Below are 25,985 nucleotides of genomic sequence, written 5' to 3'. Positions count from 1 at the left end.
GTGACTCCCCCATGCTCAACACCCCACCAGCAGCGCAAACAACCTGACCTGACACGCCGTCACTGACACCCACCCACTGACACCAAACCGGCACATCGCACGCTGCGGGCAGCGCACGGCGTGCGGAATGCGGCACCATGCGCTGCCGTCGCTGGGCGGGTGGGCGATGCCGGAGCTCAGGTGCCAGTGGCAGGAGGCGGGGACGTGGGCGGTGGCCAGTTCGGCGGGATGCAGGGCGATGAGCCGCCCGTCGGCACGCGGGTAGTGGTCGATGCGGTTGCCGCACCGGGGGCAGCGGCCGCACTGACCGGCGCGCAGCAGGCGGCTGGGGCTGGTGGCGGCCACCCGCAGCGGACGGCGCGCCGGGGCGGTGCGGGGGCTGCCGTCCCAGTGGCAGCCGGGCGTGGAGTTGGGGCGCATGGCGAGGACCGTGCCAGGCGACACGCCCCGAGGGTGGGGCTGGCGGGCGGGCAGTCCCCGGGCGGCCCAGCGCGATAGAACGGCAATGCGAGTCGGCGAGTATGTGTTCTATGCGTGCTCGCCGGTTCGGGTGATTTACGCGGCGCGCCAGGCCTGACGCGACCGAAGTCAGGCGCTCTTGGGCCCGGGTGGGGTGTGGTCGTCGCAGAGCGAGCCGAGCAGCTGCTCGATGGGGACATCAAAGGCGTGCGCGAGGGCGTGCCAGGTGGTGACGGTGCCTGCGGCTTGGCCGTGTTCGAGGTCGATCAGCGTGCGCCGGGCCAGGCCGCTGCGGCCGGCGAGTTCGTCGAAGGTCCACTCGCGCGCATTCCTCAGCCGCGCCAGCGTCACACGCAGGGCGTCGCGGTCCGGGTCGGGCGGCAAGATCGTCACCCCACCATCGGACGGTGCAGACACCTGCCCTGTCAGTGCGGATTTCTGCACTATCACTGCAGGTGGACGCGCTGGGCACTCGCGCTGCGCGAGTGCAGGGATCTGCACTACGGTGCGGGCGGCTCCCGCGTGCGTACCGGGAGACCACCGCACGAGGCCGACGCGGACCAGACCGGAGGGACAACGAGCCGATGCGGCTTGCCAGCACACACGCCGCGGTGCAGCGGATCTGGACGGTGCACCTGCGCCCGCAGACGGGCGGACCGGCCCTGACCTGCCCCCGCTGCGCACACAGCCCTGTCCTGCCGGCCGCCTCCGCCCGCTCAGCCGCCCTCACCCATCTGGCCCGCCACGCCCGCGCCGACGCGCTGCCCGGGCATCTGCGCACCTGCCAGTGCCGGACGAGAAGCTGCCACTGGCACCCGCGCCACCGCGGCTGCGCGGGACCCGTCCTGCTCGCCCTGACCTGCGACCGCAGCGGGCGCGCGTGGCGGCTGGCCGATGCCTGCGCCGCCTGCGCGGCGGCGATGAGCCACACTGCCGTCGTACCGCCCACCCTGCTCGGCACCGGCCGCGCCCAGCCAGCCGCCGGCCTGTCGCGCTCGGCGCGCAACACGCCTGCGTTCGGCCCGGCAGAACAGCAGCGCGTACGCGAAATGCTCACCTACCTCGCCACAGCACTGCCCCGCTTCTCCTCCCCCGCGGCCCGGCTGCTCGCCCTGCAGTGCGCGCTGCGCGCCGACCACCACGGGCAGATCCGCCTGCCCCACGGGTTCCTGCGCGGCATGCGGCTGCACGGCCGCGCGGAGCTGTGGCTCGAGCTGGAGCACGCCGGCTGGCTGCACCGCCCCCGACGCAGGTGCTCCCCCGTCCAGGCACAGTTGCTCGACGCCGCCGTCCTTCATACCCCCGGACGCACTGCGCGCATCCGCGCCGCCCAATGGGCCCTGCACCCCACCCCACTGGCCACCCCGCCCGGCCTGTCCTCCGCCCTGCATCTGACCGCACTCGCCGTGGCCGCCCACAGCACTGCCGGGGCGGGCGGGGGCGAACTCGATGCCCTCACCCGCCAGTGCGGGCAGCCGCCCCAGCATCTGGAGGACCTCCTCGACCAGCTGGTCCGCGCCCGCCTCGTAACCGCCTGGCACCACCATCACGACAGCGACGAAGTCCGGTGGAAGCTGACCGCGCACACCCCGCCCAACCGCGCCACACCACAAAGATGAGACGGCCCTGTTCCCTCCGCCGCCGCCTCTCCGCCCGGACTACTCGGTGCGAGAGCTCCCTACTCCTCTCATCCGGACAGCCAATGAGGCTGCGCTCTGGCACCGGCGGCGACCCGTGCGGCGCGGTGAGGGGGCTTGACGGAGCCGTCGCGGCCTGTCCACATCACGGCACCGAGACCGGCGTGATCGCGTCCCTGCCGCACAGGACGGCAACGACGTTGTCCGCCGCGGGCTCCGCCATGCGCGCGCGAGTCTCCACCGTCGCGGAACCGAGGTGGGGGCGAGCACCACGTTGTCGAGTGTGCGCAGCCCGGGATGCACATCGGGCTCGTTCTCGTACACGTCGAGGCCCGCGCCGGCGATCGTGCCCGTCGAAAGTGCCTGGGCCAGTGCCGTTTCGTCCACGACCGCTCCGCGGGCGGTGTTGATGAGGAACGCACTGGGCTTCATGTGCTCCAGCGCGACCGCGTCGATCAGGTGCCGGGTCTGCGAAGTCAGCGGGCAGTGCACAGACACGACGTCCGAGTCTCCAGCAACTCGTCGAGCCCGACCGGGAGGGAGAGCGCTTCAGGACGGGAGTCGCGCCGTGAGGAGTGCACGATCTCCATCCCGAAGGCCGCGGCGCGCCGGGCCACGGCCCGGCCGATATGGCCCATCCCCATGACACCGGGCCGTTTGTCCTGCAGCCCGGTGCCGAGCATGAACGACACATCCCAGGTCCACGCCGCCCCGGAGCGCACCAGGCGGTCGCCCTCGGGACTGTAAAACGTTCGGCTCTGGCCCGTATTCGGTGGTGACGGAGCGTGACCGAGGTCGTTGACATCGCATGCGAGATGTCAACTCCCTTGTAAGGACCCTGTTTTCGGGGTTGTCGGCACTGGTCGTTGAGGATGTGGCGGACGAGGGTGAGGTGATACACCTGTCGACCCGGACCCGGCAGGAGGCCGTGCCATGCCCGATGTGCGGGACGCCGACCGCGAGAGTGCATGGCTTCCACAGACGCACGGTGGCGGACGTACCAGCGGACGGCCGACGCGTGGTGGTGTCGGTGCAGGTGCGGCGCCTGGTCTGCCCGGTGCTGGGCTGCCCGCGGCAGACGTTCCGCGAGCAGGTACCCGGGCTGCTGGAGCGATACCAGCGCCGCACAAACCGGCTTGCCGGTCAACTTGGCTCCGTTGTCAAGGAGTTAGCGGGCAGGGCGGGCGCCCGCCTGTCTCGTGCTCTGGCTGCCGCGATCTCCCGCTCGACCGCATTGCGGATGCTCATGCGGCTGCCGCTGCCTTCGCTGCGGGTACCGCGGGTCCTCGGCGTGGATGATTTCGCCCTCAAGCGCCGCCACCGGTACGCCACCATCGTGATCGACGCCGAGACCGGCGATCGGATCGACGTACTCCCCGATCGCAGTGCGGACACTCTCGAGACGTGGCTGCGCGAGCACCCCGGCGCTGAGATCGTTTGTCGGGACGGCTCCGGCGCCTACGGCGAGGCCATACGCCGAGCCCTGCCCGATGCGGTGCAGGTCAGCGACCGCTGGCATCTGTGGCACAACCTCTGCGACAAGGCCCTGGCCGAGGTCCGCTCCCACAGCTCCTGTTGGGCGACCGCCAACCCGCCCCGCCCCGCAGGAGTACGCGAGCAGACCACCCGCGAACGCTGGCACCAGGTCCACGACCTCCTCGGCAAGGGCGTCGGTCTGCTCGAATGCGCCCGCCGCCTCAACCTCGCCCTCAACACCGTCAAACGCTACGCACGTACCCGGGAACCCGAAGCCCTGCGCTACCGGCCCACCCTCGTCGACCCCTACCGTGACCACCTCCGCGCCCGCCGGGCCGTCGACCCCGCTGTCCCCGTGCTTCACCTCTTCCACGAGATCAAGGAGCAGGGCTACACCGGCAGCCTCAACCTCCTCTACCGCTACATCACCCAGGGCCGGGCCGAGGGTGACCGGCCCGTCATCACCCCGCGCCGTCTCGCCCGCCTTCTCCTCACCCGCCCCGACAACCTGCGGGACAAGGACACCGAGCTCCTGCGGGAACTCACCGCCGCCTGCCCCGAGATGACCGAACTCGCCCGTCTCGTCAACGAGTTCGCGGAACTCCTCACACCCACCGTCGGCAATGACAACGAGCTAACCGAGTGGATCACAGCCGTCCGCGCCTCCGACCATCCCCACCTGCATGCCTTCACCAACGGCCTCGAACTCGACCGCTCCGCGGTCAACGCCGGCCTCACCCTGCCCCACCACAACGGCCGCACCGAGGGCGTCAACACTCGAACCAAGAGGATCATGAGGCAGATGCACGGCCGAGCCGGGTTCGACCTGCTCCGCCACCGCATCCTCCTCCAGTGACCACCACGCTCCGTCACCACCGAATACGGGCCAGAGCCGCTCGTTTGACAGACCCCCGCACCAGCGCAGATGAGGGTCGGCGCCGGGGCGGCAGTCGCTCCTCATGAAGCTCCTATGGGGCTGGCTGGTCGCCCGCGCCGGCCTCCGCCTCCGGGAACGCCCTCGCCCTGAGCTCACGCATTCCGCGAGTCTGCCGATCGACCACCTGGGCGATGGGCTGGGAGGCTGCCAGCTTCGAGGAACGAGCCGCCTCGGACGAACCTCGCCTCAGTCCGCCCCGCGCAGTCCCAGATCTCAGCTGATGCGGCCGTGTGCGAGCGGAGGCTACGAGGCACGAAAGATCTATCCTTTCGGCCACTTCTCTCTGGACAGATGGCGGGCGTTCAGGGCAGGTTACCCGAAATCGGAACTATCTGGCACATAAGTCGTAGCCGCATCGAACGTTATTGCTACGGCATTGAAGGGAAGTCTTCTACGCCATCACTCTCCGGCATGCCCGGCCGCGCGGGGTGAACGCGAGTGCGCCCGCCTGTCGACGCGACAGTCTCGTCTCCCCTTCGCAGGTCACGGGCAACGGCGGGAGTTGGCCTCGCCAATAGCCACGTGAGACCTCAACGCCAAAGCGGCTCGCCGAGGTGCTTGGGTGGCGCGATTCGCGGTTCTTTTGTCGGTGTACAGACGATTCAGTTTCCCTTGGCACGACTATGTGCCTTCATCCAAAACGGAGGGGAAACATGCACTTCAGACCCGTCACACGCGCCAACATCAGCCGCCTCGTCGTCGGCACCGCTGCCGCCGGCCTGCTTGTCGGCCTCGCCGCCCCGGCCTCCAGCGCCGCGCAGGACAAAGCCCCGGCCACCGCGGCCGCCGTTCTGCAGGCTGCGGACCCGCAGGCCACGTACGCCCAGCTCTCGGCCGACGAGCGCGCCGAGTTCAACGCCCGCTACCTGCCGGCCAGCACCACCGTCACCGAGGAGATCAAGCCTGCCGACGCCACCGCTTTCAAGTCTGCGGCGGCTGGCATCGCCCCGAACAGCATCGGCGAGGTCCAGGCGTCCGGCTGCTGGTACGGCAAGGCCACGGGCAGCTCTCGGGCCGCCGCGGGGAACACGCTGTACACCTTCTGGGTAGAGAACACGTGGTGCTCCAACGGTTCCCGCGTGACCAGCAACTCCTACCGGACCGCCGATGGCGAGACCTCGACCCCCGGCTGGCGCTACGAGGGCGTGCAGACCAAGGGCGCCGGTATCGTCGGCAACCAGGGACGAGCCTGGGCCAAGCACCTGTTCGTCCTCGGCGTGGGCGGCTGGGACATTCAGAGCCCCAACGAATGCATCCGCGTCAAGGGAGCCGCCAGCGGCACAGCCTACGCCGACCGAGTGTGCAGCATCATGTAAGCGCCTTCCGAGACAGGAGATCTCATGGCAGACACCGCACTGACTGCACGCACCGGCTGGTTCCACGCCGCCGCGAGCCTGCTGCTCGGAGTCATCTCCGTAGCAGCCCTGGCAGTCAACTTCCTGCTGGCCGTGCCGATCGGACTCGCCGCTGTCGGCAGCTCGCTGGTTGGCCGCCGACGCGACACAGAGCACCGCGGCATCCACACCGCCGCGCTCATCATGGGCGGCTTCGCCGTCGTCGCGGGAGTACTCCTGGCAGTGTTCCTGCTGTCCGCCACTACCGGAGTCAGCGGCAGCAGCGTTCCCGCCCCGTGAACCACCGGGGCAGTTCCCTCTGATCGCTGACCGCGGGCCCCGTGCGAAACCCCCGACCCCTGCACCTCGACTGCCGGGGTCGGGGCGCCTCCACCGTCCCAGGCGTTCGTCCGTGACTCGCTTCCCCCGCGAAACGGGAGTTCGACTACGGCACCAATCCCAACGTCGATCCGGCGGCCATCCACGTCGTTGAGTCAGCCGTATTCCGGCGCATCCCGCCACTTCCTGCGCCCGCTCGCCTCACTCCGCGATGCCTCGCCTCTCATCCGCCGTTCTGTCCGGGCATCCGGGCTTCTCTCGCTCAGCGGCGGATCGTTGCCGCCTGCGGTGCCAGTCGAGGTCGTCCAGACCATCGTCGACGACGGGGCTCTGGGAGGTGTTGCGGAAGTGCTCGTCTTCGGCGACGCACTCCCGAAGGGCCCTGGGCCACACCAGGGGTTCCCGTGGCGGTTTCTCCTTGTGGTCGCGCTTGCGGACGGCCTGCATGATCCGGGCTTCGCGGGAGGCGTCCACGCGTTGCTGGAGGTCCTCGACGGCCGCCAGTTGCCGGGCAACGCACCGGATGCGCGCGGCGTGGTCCGCGGCCCACTGCCGTTCGGCGCGGCGGCTGCGGCGTTCACGCGCGTACTCGACTCGCTCGTTCTGTGTGCGGGGCGCGTGCCGTCGCGGCGGGTGTGAGCCCGGCTGAGCTGAAGGTGCCGGCGCTCGGCCGCCTGGCGGCCGCTCAGCTCGCGGGCGGCCTGCTCGGCTAGGTCCGGGAACTTCGCGCGGATGGTAGGCAGCCGGAGCATCCGGCAGGCCCCGACCACAGCGCTCTCGGCCGCCTGCTCGCTCATCCGGCGGCGCCTGGTGGCGTTCATGGCATCTGCTCTCCTCTCGTGGGCGCCGGCCAGGCCGGGGCGCCAGTAGTGGGTGACCGGAAGATGAGCGACCTCCAGGGGGCGGCGTCCGCCGACACGGCCGCGGCGTACGAACATCCACGGGGACTTCCGCCAGCCTCCGACTCGCAGATGTGGCCGTCGTGATGAGCCAGGCACTCCAGCAATTCCGGATCACGCTCGGAAACACTCGTCTCGGTTCCGCTCTGAAGCGGCCTTCGCCTCATTCGCCGGCGTCTCCCCGATCCCCGCTTCCTCCGGGCTCACCAACCGGCACCGGCTCAACCGCAACGGCGACTGTCAGCTCAACCGAGCCGTGCACACGATCACGCTGATCCGCATGCGTCTCCTGGGCCCGCGAACGCCTCTGGCTCACCCTGCGCATCGTCTCCCGGGCCCAAAGGCGTCAAGGGCTTCGTCGTCCTGCCCCGCCGCTGGAAAGCCGAGCGCAGGATCGGCTGGTGCATGAACGCCCGCAGCAACGCATGCGATTACGAGCGGCTGCCCCAGCACTCCGAAGCACACCTGAACTGGGCACTCATCACCATGATGACCCGGCGCCTGACCCGCAAAAGCCCCCGCACTGGATGGACGAAGAATCCCGGCAACTGAGCGTTGACTCCTGAATCAGGATCGGCTTGGAGCATCCAGGCGTTCTGTTGGCCCGCCGAAGGGCAGGACGAGAGTGCGTGTCGCCAGAAGCCAGACGCCGTCGATCTTGCGGAACGTGTCCTCGTAGTGGCCGACGTTCGCCGGCAGACGAGGCGGAATCAGCGTGCCGTCGGTATAGCCGTCGACTCGGTAGGTGGCGAAGTACGTGGTCGCTGCCGCGGTATCCGTTGAGTCGACGGTGACCAGGATGTTCGTGCACATTCGCCGAGACAAGCGGTCCACCGGCCGAGAACCGAAGTAGGCGCGCAGAGCTTCCCGGCCCTCGATCCGTCGCCCGTCATATGGCCATTCCCAGACGCCATCTGGAGTGAAAAGGTCGCAGACCGTACTCGGATCGCCCAGGTCGAGCCGATGCACGAGGTCCAAGACCAAACGCTCGCAGGCACGTTCCGCGAGAAGACGCGCCACGGGATCGAGATCATGAATAGCCATCTCCACTTCCTACCAGCCCAGTCGGCGCGCTCACGACTCCTTTTCAGCGCATCGCCACAGGCCAGGAAACCTGCCGGTTCGTCATCTGCACCCACGGGGTTACCGGACAGATGCTCCAGCGACCTGGCCCGCAGCCGCTGCGCCGCCCGTGCCGTACCGGACGCCGTCCACTGTCCTTCCTTGTCCCGGGTGCGCTCCCGTTTGCCCCGGCTCGCCTTCCCCACCCGCAACCCCCTCAGCGCGACGGCCAGTTGCCGAATCCGTACCCGACCGCCACAAGCCCGACACGACGCGATCCGGCCGACTGCACGGCAACCGCGGCGTCGACGGCGGCCGCCACGCGGCGCCGCCGATCACGCTGTCGTCCCGCTACACGGTGATCCTTTCTCGGCGAGACGGTTCATGGTGTAGGGCCTCGCGGTTGGTGTCGGAGACCGCCCTCGTGACCGGCTGCTTCTTCCGTTGTCTCACGGCGTGTCGGACATCGGAGCCTCAGCTTCTTGTCGCTTCCTCGGCGGGCTTGTGACCTGGGCTGTCGCGCACCTTCCGAGTCAGCAGCCCGCAAGTCTCCCACCTGTGCGGTTGCCAGGTGGTTTGGGGACGAGCGCAGTGTCGGGCCGGAAGTGCCGGCACCCGTCGACGCCGTCAGCGAGGGCCTGGACGCGCGCTGCCGGAGCGGAACTCGCGTGGACAAGCCTCCGGGTATGTGACTCGCTCGATCGCGCCGTTCGGTCGAGGCGCTTTCCCGGCCGGTCGGACGGGCGAATCAGCGCAGTCCGGAGAAGAGATCGTTCTCGGGTATGGCCGCGCCGGTGGCGTCCTGGACGCGTACGAAGGTCTCCATGCCCATCAACTCGCCGAACCTCTCCTTGCCCATCTTGAGGAAAAAGATGTTCTCGCCCTGACTGGCGTGCGCGGCCAACGCATCGAACTTCTGACCGCTGAACGCGGTGGTGTCCACCCACGTGGTGATCTCATCGTCGGGGAGGCCGATCTCGGCCATCGCGGCGGCCTCGGCAGGATCCGGCTCCGGCATGTCCTCATGAAACTCGCGCATGATCTCGCCGAACCGCTGCATCATCGAGCGAGGCATCGTCGTCCAGTACACCTTCGGTGTCAGCGCCGTCATCTCCAGCGCCGCCATCGTGATGCGGTGGGCCTGGATGTGGTCGGGGTGGCCGTAAAAACCGTTCTCGTCGTAGGTGACGACCACATCAGGTCGGTAGTGCCGCATGAGTTCCGCGAGTCGGGCCGCGCCTTCCTGCACGGGGGTCTGCCAGAAGGATCCGGGGGCGTCGTTACTCGGCCAGCCCGTCATCCCGGAGTCGGCATAGTCCAGCATCTCCAGATCGCTGACCTTCAGGACGTCGCAGCTCGCCTCAAGTTCTTGACGGCGCATCAAGGCGACCGCCTCCGGATCGTGCCCGGGATCGCCCGGCTTGACACCCCCCGGTCCGTCACCGCAACCACCGTCGGTACACGTCACGAGAACCGTGCGGATGCCTTCCGCCGCGTACTGCGCGAGGATCCCTCCGGTTCCGGTGGCCTCGTCGTCGGGGTGGGCGTGTACTGCCATGAGCGTCAAGGGTCGGTCAGTCATGAAACAATCCTCCTGCAGAAATACGTCTTGGTCCGAGTACGCGGCGTACCGCGAGCCTTGGGCCCGGATCCTGGTGGGGCGGACGACCTTGCGGCCTCCGTGTTCCCCGCCCGTGCGGCGCCGGCCCCTCGGTCGATGCAACCGTGCCGGCCGGCCCGGCTGTTCCCGGCGCGGCCGCTTGGTCTTCCAGGCGTCGGCGTTTCAACGCGAACGAGGTACAGGCGCGACCTGCATGTCTCAGCGCCACGTCGGATCCGACTTCCATCCGGCACCAGCCGTGAGATTTCGAAACGAAATTTGAGACCCTACACATGGAGTAGGTCTCGCGGTTCGTGTCCTTAAGGCGGCACTGTGACCTGACCTTACGACTGGCCCGTCCAACCCGAGCAAGAAGGTAGGACCCTATGAGGGCTGGGGCTTCCACTTCCGGCCGGTTCGCAGGACGATCACTGTGGGCGAGCCGGTCGGGGTCGGGAGGCCCGCGATGCAGGCTTATGTAGGGATCGACGTGCATCGTCGCCGGTCGCAGATCGCCGTGCTGGACGAGGGCGGCCGGACGGCGGTGAACCGGAACGTGCCCAATGGCCGGGAGGCCGTCCTGAGGGTGATCGGCGATCTTCCGGCGGGCACGCCGGTGGCGTTCGAGGCCGCATTCGGCTGGGGCTCGCTGGCTGAACGAGCTGCTCCAGGACCACGGCTTCGACGCACGCATGGCCCACCCCTTGCAGTGCAAGGCGATCGCCTCGGCCCAGTTGAAGAACGACAAGGTCGACGCGGCGACGCTGGCCCGTCTGCTGCGTTCGAACCTGCTGCCGGAGGTGTGGATCGCCCCGCAGCCCATCCGCGAGCAGCGGGCCCTGCTGCGCCACCGGGCCCAACTGGTGCGGTTGCACACGCTGCTGCGCAACCGGATCCACGCGATGCTGGCCCACCATGGCTGCGACCGCGCGTCCAGTTGCTGGAGCGCACCGGGCCAGGCCTGGCTGGCCGCCCTGCCGCTGCCGGCTGCCTCCCGGCGGGTGGTCACTGTACTGGAGACCATCGACACTCTCCAGCAGGTCATCGACCGGGCGGACGCCACACTGGCCCAGGTGGCGAAGGCGGACGCGCGGGTAAAAGTCCTGCACAGGCTGCCCGGCGTCGGCCCACTCACCGCGGTGATCACCTCGCGGAGATCGGGGATCTCGCCCGGTTCTCCTCGGCGCGCAAGGCCTCCTGGGCCGGGCTGACTCCGACCGTCCGCGGTTGAGACCACACTGTGCGCTACGGACACATTTCCAAACAGGGTGACCCGTGGCTGCGTTGGATCATGTGCGAGGCCTCTCAGACGGCCAAGCGCCACCCGGCTTACGCCGCCACCTACGCACGGCTGTCCCAGCGCCGCGGCAAGAAGATCGCCACCACGGCGATCGCCTCCTACTTTCGGTATGGGCGTCTTCGAGTTGAGGATCAATGTCAGTGACTTTGACGTCGCCTCCGCCGGAACAGAACTGATCAGCGTTCCTGAGTTTCCCCGCGTGCTGAGGCGAGCCTCTCCTGGAGCCGTGCGTGCCGGAACTGGTACACGGCGCCCGCCTGACGCAGCACGCCGCGCTCGTGCGCCTCGGCGAGGAAGGCCATCAGGCGCCAGGAGAGTCGGCCTGGCGGGCACAGCCAGAGGCGGGCGGTGAGCAGGTGGCCCCAGGCGGAGAGGACGAAGGCGATCAGGCCGGTCGGGAGAGGGACGAGCATCTGCCGCCTGTAACGCCGCAAAAGAACCCACAACTCCCGTGCACAACCGTCCCGTTCATGGTGGCACCGCACACCGAGGCAAGGCAGACGTCATACATCGCGCCACTCGTGGTGGACCGGCTTGCCCCACATCTCCCTCACCGTGGTGACGCCGGTGAGGGCGTACAGGGCAGGGATCACCGTCTGTGGGCCGTCGCTGTGGGTGTGCGCAGGGAATCCTTCCCCGAGCCTCCCGGCTTGGGAATGCTGCACTCCCGCACCGGCACCCTCCGGGGAAACGAGGCGCTCCCGGCCCTGGACGACAAGCGCGGTGTAGAGCTGTCGGCTACTGCTCGCCCAGACTGGTGGCGTGTTGATCCACTTCGATGTCCGAGCGCCGTACGCCGGTGAATCGTGTGGGCCGGAAGGCCCCAAGGAGGTCCTGCTCCTGATCGGTTGAGATCTCGGCCGCGACCAGCCGTCCCAGAATCGGCGCCAGGGTGACCCCGCTGTGCGAGACGAGGCAGTAGACGCGGGACCGCGTGGAGGCATAGCCGGCGACGGTGTGGCCGTCCGCGGGCAGTGACCGGAAGCCGATGCGCAGGTCGATCTGCGGTGCCCGGCCTGGGTCGGGCAGCAGTGCGGAGAACCGTTGCGCGAGGGTGCTTGCGATGTCCCCGTCCGCGGACGGCGGGTCTGCCGGATCGACGTGGGCGTTCAGATCGAGAGCCTGCAGGACGGTTTGCCCGCCGGCCTCGGGGCGGAGGTTGAGGCCGGGGCTGTGGATCACGCAGCGCAGGTCGAGTTGTGGTGACCTGGCGTACCCGAGCAGGCCGACGGTCTGCGCTCCGCGACCGGCATCCGTCACCATGGGAACGTCGATCCCGGCCCGTGCGGCGAGCCGTTCTGTCCAGCGGCCTGCCGCCAGGACGACTCGATCGCCCGTGCAGACCTCACCTCCGGCCAGGGTGACGGATATCCCGTCAGGCCTGTCGTCGATGGCTACGACCTCACCGATCGCGAACGTGGCTCCGTGCTGCTCGGCGTCCGCCAGCAGGTTGTTCACGAAACGGTCCGGCAGAACGTATCCCTCGCTGGGGAAGTGTGCGATGGACGTGATGGCCGCCGGGATGCGGAGGCCGCCTGCGATCCGCGTTGCTTCGTTGGGGGTGACCCAGTGTGCGGGGTAGCCGAGGGACTGCAGTCGTTCCACGTTGCCGGCGAGCCGCTGCTCGTTTGCGGCGTCCGCCCACTGCAGCGCCCCGCTGGGGAAGTACGACGGTGCGCCGTCCAGTTGCGCGGCGAGCCTGGCGTGCTCCTCCATCCCCGCGAGGTTCAGCCGGTGGTAGTTCGGGTCGGGCTTCCGGCTGGAGTTGGTCCAGGCGAATGTGGTCGCGGTCGTACCGGTGCCGGCGCCCCGCTGATCGAGCAGGAGAACGTCCTCGCCGGCGACGGCGAGCTGCCTCGCGACGCTCACGCCCAGCGCTCCGGCACCGACGATGATGACCTTCATTGTGTAAGCATTTCCTTTCTGGCAGCGGCACGCTGCTCATATGGCGGGGACGGGAAGCTCCAGGAAGAACTCGGCGGTTCCCGGGCGGACGAGGGTCGTCACCACCTCGACGGTGCTTCCGTCGTCGGCCCGCAACTCCCTGCGCCTCATCAGCGCGGGCGTTCCGGCCTCGCTGTCCAGCAATGTGGCGTCGTGCTCGTCGAGGACCACCGGGTCGAGGTAGAGCCGGATCGCGTCGATGGGTACGCTTCTGCGCTGCAGATACGGGAGGGTGACGAGGTCTTCGAGGTTTTCGTTCAGCAGGTCGGGGGCGGCTGAGAAAAGCACGACGTGCCGCTCGACCGACTGGGGCTCCTCGCGTACGTTCAGCTTGCGGCGGACCAGTTCCACTACGGCCGTGTCGGCGGAGGCGCCGCGGAGGGTCAGGATGGCGTCGGCGGCCCTGACGATCCGCGCGGAAACGACTTCGTGTCTGCCCGGTGCCCCCTTTGCGGCTGCCGCGGGGGTGACGAAGTTGAGCAGATTGATCTGCCGCGTCACGTCCGCGACGAACGTTCCATGGCGCCGCCGGCGGATTGCCAGTCCCGCCTCGGCCAGGTCGTTGAGGACCCGTTGGGCTGTAGCACGACTGACGCCGTACTCCGCGGAGATATCCATCTCGCTTGGCAGACGCGAGCCAGGGGGCAGGGCCCCGGCCCGGATCTTCGCTTCGAACTCTCGCCTGATCTGTACATAGAGTGGCACGGTCATCGTTAGACCGTACATTCAGTCAATTGACTGGTCAGAGCGAGCTGACCAGCCAGGTCTTCGGCGTCCAGGCCTTGTGGGCGCGGCGCTGTTCCCGACCTGCCCCGCGCGGGTGCCGCGCCGGATCGAAAGTGGCTACGGAGCCGAGTCGGCGACGGTGCGGGCGGCTGTGCCTGGAGCGTTCCGGAAGGCCGATGACGAGCGATCGGACCCGTTGCCACCGATTCGCTGAGGACACGCTGGGCACGGCAGCTGGCGTCGTTCTCACGGTGGAGATCTTTTTCAGCGGCTAGCCGAGCGCCAGCAGGCTGGGCCCTTGCCTGATTCGTCATGTCGGTCTCCCACCTGATTTGGACGGCGACCAGCACCCTCCACTAGACCGTACAATCAGTCAATTGACCGGTCAATAGTGGGTTCGCCAAGGATCTACTCAGCAGCCACCTTTCTGAGTGGGCGTTTGCTGTTGATTCGCGCTGGCTGTTTCAGCAGGTTTTGCCGCATTTGTCGCCAACGCGCACGGCCCGAAATATCCGGAAGCTCCCTGTTGGAGGGGACCTTCCATCCCATTGCCAACCAGACGGAATCTGGTCTCACGGCATCCGTGACGGCCGAGTCATGGGTGGGGTACGAGCACTGCGGGGTAGGGCTCCGCCGGAGGTTTCGGATTTCGATCTGGCCTGGCTGGAGCGTGGCGACGCGGTACGCAAGCCGTTGGGGTACGCGTGCCACGAGCTGCGGCATGTGGGGTTCGAGTCCTGGCTAGAACGTGATCACGCGATTTCAATGGACTTCGAACCTCGTGTCACATGGTCTGCGTCGCAGCCGTTCTAGCTGTTCCGGACGTCGCCGGAAGGAGTGCGACTGTCCCCCGCGCCGGATTACTTCGCGCGTCGGGCCGGCGGTTGGGTTGGGGTGGTGGACTGCCTGCCGGAGAGTCGGCGCAAGCCGCGGGACTTGGCCAAGTCCGCCAGTACACGGACCCGGCACCACCGGATCATCCGCCGGGGCACCCATCCCTCCACCGCGCTGACCTATATCGACGGCCCGGATCGAAGTAGCCGTCTACCCCGAAGTCATCGTCCCACCGGCCTGTTCGCCTCATCTCACTGGCGAGACCGTACCCAGCTGCCGACTGAGGCAGCACGCCGTTTGGGCATTGCCCGCGCCCAGCTCGGGGTATCGGGCCTGCGGTCAGTCGCGCACATGCAGCCCGAAACCCGTGCGGCCCGCGGGCTCCAGTCCCTCCTTCAGGTGCAGCGAGGGGATCTCGTAGTCGCCGAAGTTCTGCCGCCGGAACGCGATCGGCGCGGTCGACTCCAGGGTGAGCAGGCGCTGCTCCCATGCCTTGGCGACGTCCGGGTAGTCCTCGCCGGTCATCCGGTCGGTGCCGTACAGCACGAACGGCGGCAGCACCTTGATGCCCGGGTAGTAGAGGATGCCGTGGTGGATGGGGAACAGCAGATCGTCGATGGGGCCGTTGATCCCGCGAGCTGCGTAATGCGACTCCGGGCCGCCGGCGGTCACCGACAGCAGGGCCTTCCTGCCCGCGAGGGTGCCTTCGCCGAAGCGCTCGCCGTACCTGGTGTCGCTGTGCTCGCCGACGCCGTACGCGAAGTGGTAGGTGAACACCCGGTCCACCCAGCCTTTCAGGATCGCGGGCATCGTGTACCACCACAGCGGGAACTGGAAGATGATCGTGTCGGCCCACAGCAGCTTGTCCTGCTCGGCGAGGACGTCCGGGGTGAGCGTCCCGGCATCGAAGGCCCGGCCCGAGTCCAGGGCGACCTTCAGCGGACTCGAGGCGTCCGGGCCGTAGTCCGCGGCGTCTACGACCGCTTTCCAGTTCATCGCGTACAGATCGCTCACCCGTACCTCGTGCCCGGCGGTCTCCAATGTGGACACCGCGAGGTCCTTCAGCGAGCTGTTGAGCGACTTCGGCTCCGGGTGGGCGTAGACGATCAGCGTCTTCATGGGAACTCCTTCGATCGGGTGCCTTCGATTCTGGGCGCCGCGGCGCCTGGCGTTCAGGGGCGCCTCTTCCATCGGACGGGACTTCCTGGTAGTGGCAGGACCACCTTCACGAGCACCACCGAGGCCATACTGGGGGCATGGACGATCTTGCGGGCTTCCTGCACCCGGCGTTCCCGGGTCGACCCGGCGGCCGTCGGCATCTCCACCGACAGACGCCGCCGGGTCGAAGGGCTGCGCCGCGAAGAGATCGCGCACCTGTCCGGAGTCAGCGTCGACTACTACGTACGCCTGGAGCAGGGCCGCGCGACCCAGCCCTCCGAGCAGGTCCTCGACGCGCTCGCCCGCGTCCTCGGCCTCGACGAGACCGAACGCGGGCACCTCTACCGGCTCGCCCGGCAGCGCCGCCGCCGCGCGAAGGCGCCGGGCGGGCGCATCCGGCCGGAGCTGCTGCGCGTCCTCGACCTCGCCGCCGACGCACCCGCGCTGATCATGGACCACCGCCTGGACGTGCTCGCCGGGAACCGCCTCGCCGGGCTCCTGTACGGCCGGCCGATGCCGGGCCTGAACACCGCCCGGCACATCTTCCTTGAGGAGGCTGAGCGCGGCCTTTACGCGGACTGGGAGAAATGCACCCTCGACGTGGTCGGGCACCTGCGCCTGGCCGCCGGGAAATACCCCGAGGACCCCCGCCTGGCCTCGCTCATCGGGGAGTTGGCGATGGGCAGCGAGCGCTTCCGCCGCCTCTGGGCCCGCGCGGACGTGCGCGCCCGCACACATGGACGCAAGGCGTACCGGCACCCGCTGGTCGGACTGCTGGAACTGCACCAGGAGAACTTCGCACTACCGGATGAATCAGGCATGGAGCTGCTGGTGCTGTCCGCGGCCCCCGGCAGTCCCGCCGAGGACGGGCTGCGCCTGCTCGCGGGCCTGGGCGCGGACAGCGGTGACGCGCATCCCACGGTGAACGCTCAGGTCCGCGAGTAGCTCAACGACGCCCACCCACCGCCGGGAACGCCTCAACAGTGACGGCTTTCCGGTCCCCGGCCTACTTTGCGGCTGGTGACGCGCTTGTAACCGACACCCCAGCTCCCGTCGGCACTGGCCCGGAAACTGCCACCTTCACTGCGAATCCTGGAGCAAAGCGTCTCACCATCCTGACAAGGCCCAGTTCAGGAAGCACCGGTCTCGCCATGATCAATGAGACGCGAACTCGGCGCCCGCTTCAGCCCCTCCAGGACTCCGCACCCTCCGTGCTGTGAGTCGCAATGCAACCCGTCACCCCGCAGGTCAGCGGACCTGCCTCTGCAAGGTCCAATGAGACGGGACGTGATCGTTCGCCCGTAGCTCGAGTGGGAACTCCAAGGCCGGCTCCCTGTGTGGACAGCTCGGGCACCGGATGCGGCAAGGAGGTCCTCGCCGCCGCCCAGCCGTACGCGGACCAGCTCACGACTCGCGCTGACCAGGAGAACGCCGCGCCCTCGAGTGCGGAGGGGGACGCCACTGTCCGAGGCCCGTGGACTGCGCACCAGGTCGACCACGACTTGCCCGAGGTGCTCTGGCTCGGTGACGCCTGTGCACATCAGTCGGCACTGGCAGCTGATGGGCTCGTTCAACTCGCCTACCGTCAGCTGGGTTTCGGCCCGGGGATGCTCTGGCCCGGGCGGGGTGAGCTCTGCGCATCCCGCCTCGCGGATTCATCAGCGTTGCCGCCGTCGCCCCCGCGCGGGTGTCTCCCGCACCTTCCTCTACGACAACCCCGAGGCCAGAGCGACGGTCGCCGCCGCCATGGCCGAAGCCGGCGAGCGCCTGTCCCAGATACTCGACGGTCAGGACAATGCGCGCGAGGCGCCCTGGCGGGAACGCGCGCTGAACGCCGAGGACGCGCTCAAGGCCACCCACGCCGAGATCCTCACCCAGCGCCTCCGCATCGGCGAACTCCTGAGCCAGATCCGCGACTTGCAGGCAGAGTGGAGCGAGGAGGCCGTCCAGCGGATCACCACCGAGAACACCACGCTCAAACAGCGGGTCCGCCAGCTCACCACCGACAACCGCGCCCTCGACGAGCGCCTCAAAGCCGCACGCTCCAACCCCGTACTCGTTTACGAAGTGGGGAGCGACTATCAGTGAGGGCTGGTTGGTCAGGGCCACGAGACGTTCAGCGGCAGATCTCGGTGGAAGACGGCCATGGCCCGGCCGGGGCCGTTGTAGTCGTCGACGATCTTCATGTCGAAGCCGAGGCTGCGATGGAAGGCGATCGAGCCGATGTTCTCGATTGACGTGATCGCCTTCAGTTGCCGAGCACCATGTCGTTCTGCGGCCTCAGCGAACGCCACATACAGACGACGCCCGAGCCCGGTGCCGCGGGCGTCGTCCCGCGTAGCGATCAGATGCACGTACCCGGTGCTGTTGGGGGTGACGAAGCCGAAGATGTACCCACGGATACCGTCCTCGGCTCGGGCAACCAGGCAGGTGGAGCCGAACTCCTGCACCAGTGCCAGAAGGTGCAGCGACCGGAGGTCGCGTTCGCCCCAGTAACGGGGGTGATCAGTCAGGACCTGGTGGAAGTCGGCCACCCCGGCCGGTGCGATGTGTATCCCCATGATGACGATCATGGCAGCCGCCTTGGCTGTCACAGGCGAAGGTCCGCAACGGTTGGGCAAGTTGTGACGCAAGCCTGGACCCGCGCAGCCTGTTCCCACCCTGCCCTCTCCGGGGTCTCCGCGCACATTTCGGCGAATTGCTCGAAGACCTCGCCCTCAAGTGGCGGGCCGCCCGTGAGTCGGCCTTGCGAGAGCGGCGGGGCGGGGACCGCAGGCGGGCTGTTGGTGCCGGACCCGCGTGGACCCTCCACCGTCTCCGCAGCGGTCCGAGAGGTCCGCCCGCTTCTGGCGGCCCGCGGCTTCGCCGTCCCTGACCGGCCCGGGCTTCGGCTGCGCGCACTGGAGGACGTATTCGCCTACGCCGAGGCAGAAGGCGTGGACCTGCGGATTGACGGGAAAGTCAAGGCGGAGGTTGACGAGGGCTACCGGGGCCTGGCCAGCGAGTTCCCCCGCTTACTTTCCGTCGGCCCTGTCCGGGACCCGGCCGCCGGACACAAGGTGATCGTCGACGAGCGGTACGTCACACCGGGCCGGGACTGGGCGAGCGTATACACCAAACTCCGGTGCCCCGACGGCCACTTCCTGACCGGCTACAGCGTCCATGGGCGCCGCCGTCTCCGCCGTCGTGTGCGTCGCCGCCCCGCCCGGCTCGATCGTCGGCACGAGCAGTCGCCCTGCCCGGCGAAGCGGCCACCCCGCCGCAATCCGCCTCCACCGCGCTGCTGCTCTGGTTCATCGCCGGGGCCACCCTGTTCGCGGGGGTCTGGTCCCGCTTCTTCCGCCGCGGACCGCTGGAGTACCTGCTCAACGGCGCGACCAAACTGGCGAATTCCGTCCGCTGAGCCTCGGGCGGGTACCCCGGGAGGGTCGGCCCGAGGTTGACCGCCATGGCGGGGCCGCAGGCCGTTGTGCCTGCGGCCCCGCTCGGGCGTTGGGGTCAGGACGGGTCGCCGTACTCGAGGCCGCGTCCGCTGGTGCCGACATTGACGCGCCCGTAGGTGTCGGGGTCGCCCGTGACGACGCCGGTGCCTCCGATGCTGCCCCACTTGTGGGCGTCGTCGTTGACGCGGAGCCAGGTGGCGCCCTGGTCGGTGGAGCGGAGGACGCCGGTGACGTCCTTGACGGTACCGATCAGGTACAGGGCCTGGTAGGAGGCGCCCGGCGCGGCCTTTCCGAAGCCGAGGGCGGAGGCGGACTGCACCGCTCCGAGCGTGGTGAAGGTGCGGCCGCCGTCGGTGGAGTGCAGCAGCCCCTTGGCACCGTCGGCGATCCACAGGTCCCCCGCGGTGCCGGGGACGGCCGTGAGCCGGCCGGCGGGCAGGTTGGTGGCGCGGGCGGTGAAGGTCGCGCCGCCGTCGGTGCTGGCGTGGAGCGTGCCGCCGGACAGTTGCGGATCCAGCCTCCGGAACAGCGGGTGCGCTGGGTACCGGCGTCGGACAAGGAACGGCTCGCGTCCATCCCCGGCCGGCAACCTCACCTCACCGAGCCGCAGCGGCTCAAGAAACAGGTCCTCACTGAAGTTCTGCGAGAACCACGCAGGCCGCAGAATCGTCCACGCCGCCCGGCCACACCAACCGCCTCCTCGGCGGGGGGCCTCCGGCCAACCGCCTCCCGACTGGAACACCAGCCGATCGGCGCCCCGCGACACCGCCGGCTCGCTCACCTCCCGCAGGCGCGGCGCGGCGTCGTGGCTACCCAGATCCGGCAGGTACACCAGATGGACCGCCCTCGCCCCTCGCACCCGGCTCTGATCGAGGTCCTGAGCGGCATGACACGTGAAAGCCCCGGCTGGACGGGGGAGACCAGCCGGGGCCGTGTGGGGTGACGTGCGGAGGGCGGTCGCCTCTCGGCGAAAGGCTCCACAGGGCTTCAGCCGAACGATCGTCCCTGTGGGCTATAGGTGAGGCCCGGGGACACTGTCCCCTCCGCAGCCACGTAGGCAAGAACGGCGCGCCCCTCCCGGTTGTTCCGGGCCCGCTCCCGCACAACGTGTGAACCGGAGCACGATTTCCACCGTTCGAGGCGTTACAGCAGCCGGTAGGTGAGCAGACTGATCGCCACGTACTGGCAGACCCACGCGGCGATGGTGAAGGCGTGGAAGATCTCGTGGAACCCGAACCAGGCCGGCCATGGATCGGGACGGCGCAGGCCGTAGACGATCCCGCCCGCCGTGTAGAGGATTCCGCCGGCCAGGGTCAGCACGAACACCGCCACACCCGCATGCCGCACCAGCGGACCGAACGCGGGCGCGAGCGACCAGCCCAGCAGGATGTACAGCGCCGTGTACAGAACGCGGGGCGCATAGGGCCACAGACAGCGGAAGAGGATGCCCACACCGGCGCCGATCCAGATCTCCCACAGCAGGACCGTGCGAGTCGTATCCGTCAGACCCAGCACGACGATCGGTGTGTACGTCCCGGCGATCAACAGGTACACGTTCGAATGATCGGCGCGCCGCAGCATCTCGTACACGCGCGGCGACCAGGCGCCGCGGTGGAAGACCCCGCTGGTCGCGAACAGCAGCAGACCGCATCCGGCGTAGACCGCGGCAGCGGCCCGCGCCTCCCCCGCGGGCGCCAGGGCGACCAGGACGATGCCCGCGGCGAGCACCAGAGGTGCCATTCCGGCGTGCAGCCAGCCGCGCAGCCGCGGCTTGACCTCCTCGATCAGCTCACCGACCGACAATTCCCACCCGTCCCGATGCCTCCGACCAGCTGTGCCCCAGCCGCGCATGCGGCAAGGTCCGTGTTCACTGCTGCCCCGGCCTGACGCCGGTCATGCGGCCGATTCCGGCCGGGAGCGGCTCCCCGCCAAGCGTGGCGTAAAGCGGCTTTCGACGCCGCGGTCAGCAGGTTCCGCCCCGGCCGGATTCCACCCACCGATCACGGGTACCTCGTCCGCCGGACGTACGGAGCGGGGCGCGGTGAGGAGGACACGCGAAACGCCCTCGGAGCGATGGGCCGGCCGCGAGGCCGGCGGCCGGAGGAGCCGACCGCAAGGAGTGACCACCCGCATGAACACCTCGGGCGATCTGCCGGTCCTGCACACACTGCAGGACATCGCCCGTCTGGTCGAACGGCACCAGGGTCTGTACGTGCGCTGGTCCCGCGGCCCCGAGACGGACCTCGGCGATGCGAAGAGCAGGGACGATCTGAAGAGCAGGGACGACCTGACGGGCACGCACATGCCGGGGCTGTCCGCCAATCCTCTCGACGTCGAACCGTGGTGGGACGACCGGCCCGTCGACCTGTGGGTGGCACGCCGCTGGGTGCTGCTCGGCCGCGAGAAGGGCCGCGGGCCCGAAACCGAGCCGCTGGTCCAGGACGTCGAGCCGATGGGATGGATCGATTCGAAGGTGATCGAGGAGGCTCGCGCCGAGGTCGCCCGGCAGGACAGCGCGTGGGGGCCGCTGCGGCGCGCACATGACTGACCTGCGATCAAAAACGACCCTCTATGCGCCACCTTGTGGTCGGCGCCTCACCGGGAAGGTTTCCTGTATGACAAAGCTCGGTCTGCCGGACGATATCCAGGCCTGCCTGTTCGACCTGGACGGGGTCATCACCAAGACGGCCGTCGTCCATGCGGCTGCCTGGAAGGAAGCCTTCGACGAGTTCCTGCGCCGGCGGGACGGCGGGGGTTTCCGTCCGTTCGATCCGGTCGGGGCATACGACGAGTACGTGGACGGCAAGCCGCGAGCCGACGGCGTTCGTTCCTTCCTCGCCTCCCGTGGCATCGAACTGCCGGAAGGCCGGTCCGACGACCCCCCGGGCCGGCCGACGGTCCACGGACTGGGCAACCGCAAGAACGACCTCCTGCTGGAGAAGATCCGTACCGGTGGTGTCGAGGCGTACGAGGGCACCTTGCGCTACATCGAGGCCGTACGGGCCCACGGCCGGCGCACCGCCGTGGTCTCCTCCAGCGCCAACTGCCGCGACGTGCTGCGTGCGGTCGGCGCGGAATCCCTCTTCGACGTACGGATCGACGGCGTCGTCGCCGCTGAGCGGCACCTGCCGGGCAAACCACGGCCCGATACGTTCCTGGCCGCGGCGAGCGACCTCGGCGTCGAGCCGGCGCAGGCCGCGGTGTTCGAGGACGCGCTGGCCGGCATGGACGCGGGGCGCTCCGGTCACTTCGGCTACGTCGTCGGTGTGGACCGAGTCGGTCAGGCCGACGCCCTGCGCGCCCACGGCGCGGACCAGGTCGTCAAGGACCTCTCGGAACTGGGGGGCGAAGCATGATCACGCACGCGTCCTATGGAGTCGAGCCCTGGTGCCTGCGTGAGAAGGTCCTGAACCTCGACGTACTGCCGCAGAGCGAGTCGGTGTTCGCGCTGTCCAACGGCCATGTCGGCTGGCGCGGCAACCTCGACGAAGGCGAACCGCACGGACTGCCCGGCTCCTATCTCAACGGCGTCTACGAGACCCACCCGCTGCCCTATGCGGAGGCGGGCTACGGCTATCCCGAGTCGGGGCAGACCGTTATCAACGTGACCAACGGCAAGGTCATCCGCCTGCTGGTGGACGACGAGCCCTTCGACCTGCGCTACGGGCGGCTGCTGTCCCACGAGCGGGTGCTGGACCTGCGCGCGGGTGTACTGCGGCGCACCTGCGAGTGGACCTCCCCTGCCGGCCGCACCGTACGGGTGCGCTCCACCCGGCTGGTGTCCTTCACCCAGCGGGCGATGGCCGCCATCGCCTTCGAGGTCGAGGCAGTCGACAGCCCGGTCCGCGTCGTGGTCCAGTCGGAACTCGTCGCCAACGAGCAGTTGCCGACGTCGGCGAAGGACCCCCGCGCCGCGGCGGTGCTCGAGTCGCCGCTGGCGGCAGAGGACCACCTCGCGGCCGGCAGGCGTCTGCGACTCGTACACCGCACCCGGCGCAGCGGGCTGCGAGTCGCCGTCGCCGCCGACCACACGGTCAGCGGACCCGACCGGACCCGGACGAGCAGCGAGTCCGGCGACGACATCGCCCGGCTCACCGTCACCTCCGCTCTCGACCCCGGGCAGCGGCTGCGCCTGGAGAAGTTCGTGGCCTACGGCTGGTCGAGTATGCGATCCCTGCCTGCCGTCAGCGACCAGGTGGACGCGGCGCTGGCGGCGGCCACCGACACCGGCTGGCCGGGACTCGTGGACGACCAACGGGCCTACCTGGATGCCTTCTGGGCTCACTCGGACGTCGAAGTCGACGGCGACGAAGAAGTCCAGCAAGCTGTCCGCTTCGCGCTCTTCCACGTCCTGCAGGCCGGCGCGCGGGCGGAACGGCGTGCGATTCCGGCAAAGGGTCTGACCGGCTCCGGATACGACGGTCATGCCTTCTGGGACACGGAGACGTTCGTTCTGCCCCTGCTGACGTACACCGCGCCGAGTGCCGTGGCCGAGGCACTGCGCTGGCGCCACGCGACCCTGCCCGCCGCGCGGGAACGGGCGGCCCAACTGGGCCTCCAGGGCGCGGCGTTCCCCTGGCGCACGATCGACGGCTCGGAGGGCTCCGCATACTGGCCCGCCGGCAGCGCCGCCTTCCACGTCAACGCCGACATCGCCGATGCCGTGGTGCGCTACGTCTCCATGACCGGCGACGAGCAGTTCGCCCGCGACAGCGCGGTCGAGCTTCTCGTCGAGACGGCCAGGCTGTGGAGGTCGCTGGGCCACCACGACGCGCACGGAGCGTTCCACATCGACGGCGTGACCGGCCCCGACGAGTACAGCGCGATCGCCGACGACAACACGTACACCAACCTCATGGCCCGGAGGAACCTGCTGGCGGCCGCCGACATCATCGAGCACCACCCCGAGCAGGCCGCCGCGCTCGGTGTCGACGAGGAGGAGAGCGCCGCCTGGCGGGACGCCGCCGAGGCCGTGCACATCCCGTACAACGCCGATCTGGGTGTGCACGAACAGCACACCGGCTTCACTCGCCACCAGCACTGGAACTTCGCGGCAACCCGGCCCGACCAGTACCCGCTGATGCTGCACTTCCCCTACTTCGACCTTTACCGCAAGCAGGTGGTCAAGCAGGCAGACCTGGTGCTCGCGATGTACACGTGCACGGACTGCTTCGACGAGGAGCACCAGGCCCGCAACTTCGCCTACTACGAGCCGTTCACATCTGTAGTCCAGCCGCCAGATTGCTGGACGACTCTCTGTAGCCGACGGGAAAGCCTGCCATCACGTGCGGAGACCACGTCTCTCCACCCCTACCTGGACCGCATCGACCACGACCCCTGGCTCGAGGCAAGGATCGCCGACACCGGCCCGGTCTGGCTCGACTTTTACGTCAACCCTCCGCCCACCTGAGACCCCCTTCTCGCAGACCGGACGCGGCACCATTTCGAACTGTTTGGGCTGGCCAAACTCTTCGCCGTCCAGGCCAACCGCACCCTGAACAACATCCGCCAGCACCTCATAACAAGCCAGGCGGCAGGCGGCAGGGAACTGGTCCGCTGTAGGCACGACGTCCTTTCCCCCTACGGCCGACGCGACTGAAGCTCTCTATCCATACGGCAGGCCCCTGGACGGCTGACTACTGCTTGCGCGCCACACCACCGAAGTCGTCGACCTCGGCGGGCGCTTGTTCTCCGGACTGGCTGGGGCGCCACCGGGAGACGGAGACCAGGCCGGGCTCCAGCAGTTCCAGGCCATCGAAGAACCGGGCGAGTTCTTCCGGGCTGCGGTTGATACGGGGGTTGTCGCTCGCCTCATTCCACTGCTCGATCATCTCGCGCATCTGCTGCGGGTTGAGTACCTCGGTGTCGTCGCAGAGCACGAGGTAGCTGCCGGAGGGCAGAGCGTCCATCAGGCGGCCGACGATGTCATAGGCGGTGTCGTCGGTGATGTGGGCGGTGATCCCCAGCAGTATCAGCGCGACCGGCTGGGTGAAGTCCAGTGTCTTGGCGGCCAGTTCCAGGATGGCGGTGGGATCGCGCAGATCGGCGTCGATGTAGTCCGTCGTCCCTTCGGGCGTGCTGGTGAGCAGCGCCTCCGCATGGGCCAGGACGACCGGGTCGTGATCGACGTAAACGATCCGGGTCTCGGGGACCAACCGTTGGGCGACTTCGTGGGTGTTGTTCGCGGTGGGCAGGCCGGTACCCACGTCCAGGAACTGGCGTATGCCGGCCTCGCCGACGAGGTACTCCACCGCCCGGACGAGAAACGCCCGCTGCGCCACGGCGATGTCGAGGATCGCCGGGTTGGCGCCCGCGATCTGGTCGCCGACCTCCCGGTCGATCTCGTAACAGTCCTTCCCCCCGAGCCAGTAATTCCAGATCCGGGCGGAGTGCGGCACACTGCTGTTGATCAGCGAGCGCTCAAGTGGCATGGGAACTCCCCGAGTTGGGCGGATGACACTCCATAACCTAGACGTGTGAACCAACGCGCGCCCGGAATCGCCGGCGCCGGCTCCGGGGGGTTCGGGGAGCCCGGCGTGCGAGGACTGGGAGACCGAGACCATGCGCGCCCACGGCTGGGCACGCACCGCGCCGCCGGAGCCTCCCGCCAGCAGACCTCCCGCCTGGCCTCACACCGCGCGGACGAGGCCGGGCACGAGCACGCCGAAGCCTCCGACACCCACGAGCTGACTCAGTACGGCGTGGCACCGTCTCAGGGGCCGTGCCATCAGCGATCCGGCCCCCGACGACCTGCTGGACCGGCTGCGCCACCTGCCCGTCATCATCGGGAGAGGTCCCTGCAGGGACGGCCTACCGTGCTCGTCGACGTCGACGACG

General features: G+C 68.9%; 23 protein-coding genes and 7 pseudogenes. 15 read left to right on the top strand and 15 right to left on the bottom strand.

Annotated features, from left to right (window positions below; translation table 11 throughout):
• Positions 1–15: 15 nt before the first annotated feature.
• Positions 16–444, bottom strand: coding sequence for a DUF6083 domain-containing protein (locus ABD357_RS13085; protein WP_344389930.1), 429 nt, complete (start codon positions 442–444; stop codon positions 16–18).
• A 144-nt stretch (positions 445–588) separates the two neighbouring features.
• Entirely contained in the window at positions 589–852 is a 264-nt protein-coding gene (locus ABD357_RS13080) for a helix-turn-helix transcriptional regulator (protein WP_344389928.1), read from the bottom strand.
• 191 nt (positions 853–1,043) lie between these two features.
• On the opposite strand from ABD357_RS13080, the gene ABD357_RS13075 reads away from it, so the two are divergent.
• Positions 1,044–2,078, top strand: a complete 1,035-nt coding sequence (locus tag ABD357_RS13075) for a hypothetical protein (RefSeq protein ID WP_344389926.1) — start codon at positions 1,044–1,046, stop codon at positions 2,076–2,078.
• 39 nt (positions 2,079–2,117) lie between these two features.
• On the opposite strand, the pseudogene ABD357_RS44680 reads toward ABD357_RS13075, so the two are convergent.
• Positions 2,118–2,779: pseudogene (locus tag ABD357_RS44680) on the bottom strand (2-hydroxyacid dehydrogenase).
• 125 nt (positions 2,780–2,904) lie between these two features.
• On the opposite strand from ABD357_RS44680, the gene ABD357_RS13065 reads away from it, so the two are divergent.
• The 4 genes from ABD357_RS13065 to ABD357_RS13050 all read left to right on the top strand — a co-directional run bounded on the left by ABD357_RS13065 (position 2,905) and on the right by ABD357_RS13050 (position 6,821).
• Positions 2,905–4,428 carry an ISL3 family transposase gene (locus tag ABD357_RS13065; protein WP_425584846.1) on the top strand — a complete coding sequence of 508 codons (1,524 nt, stop codon included), beginning with the start codon at positions 2,905–2,907 and terminating at the stop codon, positions 4,426–4,428.
• A gap of 734 nt (positions 4,429–5,162) precedes the next feature.
• Positions 5,163–5,825: a hypothetical protein gene (locus ABD357_RS13060; RefSeq protein ID WP_344389922.1), complete on the top strand. Its 663-nt coding sequence runs from the start codon at positions 5,163–5,165 to the stop codon at positions 5,823–5,825.
• A gap of 24 nt (positions 5,826–5,849) precedes the next feature.
• Positions 5,850–6,143, top strand: coding sequence for a hypothetical protein (locus ABD357_RS13055; protein WP_344389920.1), 294 nt, complete (start codon positions 5,850–5,852; stop codon positions 6,141–6,143).
• Between the two features lie 327 nt (positions 6,144–6,470).
• Complete coding sequence (locus ABD357_RS13050; RefSeq protein WP_344389918.1) at positions 6,471–6,821, top strand: hypothetical protein; 351 nt, start codon at positions 6,471–6,473, stop codon at positions 6,819–6,821.
• A 50-nt stretch (positions 6,822–6,871) separates the two neighbouring features.
• On the opposite strand, the pseudogene ABD357_RS44675 reads toward ABD357_RS13050, so the two are convergent.
• Positions 6,872–7,003: pseudogene (locus tag ABD357_RS44675) on the bottom strand (IS21-like element helper ATPase IstB); the annotation flags it as partial.
• Positions 7,004–7,223: 220 nt separating this feature from the next.
• Between ABD357_RS44675 and ABD357_RS13045 the strand changes: the two are divergent.
• Positions 7,224–7,385, top strand: a pseudogene (locus ABD357_RS13045) (transposase); the annotation flags it as partial.
• Positions 7,366–7,624 (top strand): annotated as a pseudogene (locus tag ABD357_RS13040) (IS5-like element IS4811 family transposase); the annotation flags it as partial. The pseudogenes ABD357_RS13045 and ABD357_RS13040, both read left to right, overlap by 20 nt.
• A 24-nt stretch (positions 7,625–7,648) precedes the next feature.
• On the opposite strand, the gene ABD357_RS13035 reads toward ABD357_RS13040, so the two are convergent.
• Together ABD357_RS13035 and ABD357_RS13030 are read right to left on the bottom strand one after the other, a co-directional pair.
• Positions 7,649–8,125: a nuclear transport factor 2 family protein gene (locus tag ABD357_RS13035; RefSeq protein ID WP_344389916.1), complete on the bottom strand. Its 477-nt coding sequence runs from the start codon at positions 8,123–8,125 to the stop codon at positions 7,649–7,651.
• A gap of 766 nt (positions 8,126–8,891) precedes the next feature.
• Positions 8,892–9,725 carry a PIG-L family deacetylase gene (locus tag ABD357_RS13030; RefSeq protein WP_344389914.1) on the bottom strand — a complete coding sequence of 278 codons (834 nt, stop codon included), beginning with the start codon at positions 9,723–9,725 and terminating at the stop codon, positions 8,892–8,894.
• A 614-nt stretch (positions 9,726–10,339) separates the two neighbouring features.
• Between ABD357_RS13030 and ABD357_RS13025 the strand changes: the two genes are divergently transcribed.
• Positions 10,340–10,954: an IS110 family transposase gene (locus ABD357_RS13025; RefSeq protein ID WP_344389947.1), complete on the top strand. Its 615-nt coding sequence runs from the start codon at positions 10,340–10,342 to the stop codon at positions 10,952–10,954.
• A gap of 29 nt (positions 10,955–10,983) precedes the next feature.
• On the top strand, positions 10,984–11,187 hold the full coding sequence (locus ABD357_RS44670) for a transposase (protein ID WP_425584845.1): 204 nt from the start codon (positions 10,984–10,986) through the stop codon (positions 11,185–11,187).
• A gap of 32 nt (positions 11,188–11,219) precedes the next feature.
• On the opposite strand, the gene ABD357_RS13020 is transcribed toward ABD357_RS44670, so the two are convergent.
• From ABD357_RS13020 to ABD357_RS13000, 5 genes are all read right to left on the bottom strand, one after another.
• Positions 11,220–11,456 carry a hypothetical protein gene (locus ABD357_RS13020; protein ID WP_425584844.1) on the bottom strand — a complete coding sequence of 79 codons (237 nt, stop codon included), beginning with the start codon at positions 11,454–11,456 and terminating at the stop codon, positions 11,220–11,222.
• A gap of 90 nt (positions 11,457–11,546) precedes the next feature.
• The gene (locus ABD357_RS13015; RefSeq protein WP_344389913.1) at positions 11,547–11,708 is read right to left on the bottom strand and encodes a hypothetical protein; all 162 of its coding nucleotides are present in this window, start codon (positions 11,706–11,708) and stop codon (positions 11,547–11,549) included.
• A gap of 73 nt (positions 11,709–11,781) precedes the next feature.
• Positions 11,782–12,948 (bottom strand): NAD(P)/FAD-dependent oxidoreductase, encoded by a 1,167-nt coding sequence (locus ABD357_RS13010; protein WP_344389911.1) that lies wholly within the window; start codon positions 12,946–12,948, stop codon positions 11,782–11,784.
• A 36-nt stretch (positions 12,949–12,984) separates the two neighbouring features.
• Positions 12,985–13,698 carry a GntR family transcriptional regulator gene (locus tag ABD357_RS13005; RefSeq protein ID WP_344389909.1) on the bottom strand — a complete coding sequence of 238 codons (714 nt, stop codon included), beginning with the start codon at positions 13,696–13,698 and terminating at the stop codon, positions 12,985–12,987.
• A 1,188-nt stretch (positions 13,699–14,886) separates the two neighbouring features.
• On the bottom strand, positions 14,887–15,666 hold the full coding sequence (locus tag ABD357_RS13000; protein ID WP_344389908.1) for an NAD(P)H-dependent oxidoreductase: 780 nt from the start codon (positions 15,664–15,666) through the stop codon (positions 14,887–14,889).
• 137 nt (positions 15,667–15,803) lie between these two features.
• Here ABD357_RS13000 and ABD357_RS12995 point away from each other — a divergent pair.
• Positions 15,804–16,650, top strand: a pseudogene (locus ABD357_RS12995) (helix-turn-helix transcriptional regulator).
• A 681-nt stretch (positions 16,651–17,331) separates the two neighbouring features.
• Positions 17,332–17,793: a hypothetical protein gene (locus ABD357_RS12990; RefSeq protein ID WP_344389907.1), complete on the top strand. Its 462-nt coding sequence runs from the start codon at positions 17,332–17,334 to the stop codon at positions 17,791–17,793.
• Positions 17,794–17,804: 11 nt separating this feature from the next.
• Here ABD357_RS12990 and ABD357_RS12985 read toward each other — a convergent pair whose 3' ends face one another.
• Positions 17,805–18,278 (bottom strand): GNAT family N-acetyltransferase, encoded by a 474-nt coding sequence (locus ABD357_RS12985; RefSeq protein WP_344389906.1) that lies wholly within the window; start codon positions 18,276–18,278, stop codon positions 17,805–17,807.
• Positions 18,279–18,934: 656 nt separating this feature from the next.
• Here ABD357_RS12985 and ABD357_RS44665 point away from each other — a divergent pair.
• A pseudogene (locus ABD357_RS44665) lies at positions 18,935–19,108 on the top strand (DUF418 domain-containing protein); the annotation flags it as partial.
• A 95-nt stretch (positions 19,109–19,203) separates the two neighbouring features.
• Here ABD357_RS44665 and ABD357_RS12975 read toward each other — a convergent pair.
• Both ABD357_RS12975 and trhA read right to left on the bottom strand, forming a co-directional pair.
• Positions 19,204–19,653 (bottom strand): annotated as a pseudogene (locus ABD357_RS12975) (WD40/YVTN/BNR-like repeat-containing protein); the annotation flags it as partial.
• A gap of 638 nt (positions 19,654–20,291) precedes the next feature.
• Entirely contained in the window at positions 20,292–20,951 is a 660-nt protein-coding gene (gene trhA, locus ABD357_RS12970) for a PAQR family membrane homeostasis protein TrhA (RefSeq protein WP_344389904.1), read from the bottom strand.
• A gap of 328 nt (positions 20,952–21,279) precedes the next feature.
• On the opposite strand from trhA, the gene ABD357_RS12965 reads away from it, so the two are divergent.
• From ABD357_RS12965 to ABD357_RS12955, 3 genes are all read left to right on the top strand, one after another.
• Positions 21,280–21,696 carry a DUF6098 family protein gene (locus ABD357_RS12965; RefSeq protein WP_344389902.1) on the top strand — a complete coding sequence of 139 codons (417 nt, stop codon included), beginning with the start codon at positions 21,280–21,282 and terminating at the stop codon, positions 21,694–21,696.
• Between the two features lie 67 nt (positions 21,697–21,763).
• Entirely contained in the window at positions 21,764–22,504 is a 741-nt protein-coding gene (locus tag ABD357_RS12960; RefSeq protein WP_344389901.1) for an HAD family hydrolase, read from the top strand.
• Positions 22,501–24,558: a glycoside hydrolase family 65 protein gene (locus ABD357_RS12955; protein WP_344389900.1), complete on the top strand. Its 2,058-nt coding sequence runs from the start codon at positions 22,501–22,503 to the stop codon at positions 24,556–24,558. Before ABD357_RS12960 ends, ABD357_RS12955 begins: the two co-directional genes overlap by 4 nt.
• Positions 24,559–24,784: 226 nt before the next feature.
• On the opposite strand, the gene ABD357_RS12950 is transcribed toward ABD357_RS12955, so the two are convergent.
• Entirely contained in the window at positions 24,785–25,579 is a 795-nt protein-coding gene (locus tag ABD357_RS12950; protein WP_344389899.1) for an SAM-dependent methyltransferase, read from the bottom strand.
• Positions 25,580–25,985: the final 406 nt, after the last annotated feature.

This window comes from Streptomyces vastus (assembly GCF_039532825.1).
Lineage (GTDB): Bacteria > Actinomycetota > Actinomycetes > Streptomycetales > Streptomycetaceae > Streptomyces > Streptomyces vastus.
This window is presented reverse-complemented; position numbering and strand designations above follow the sequence as displayed.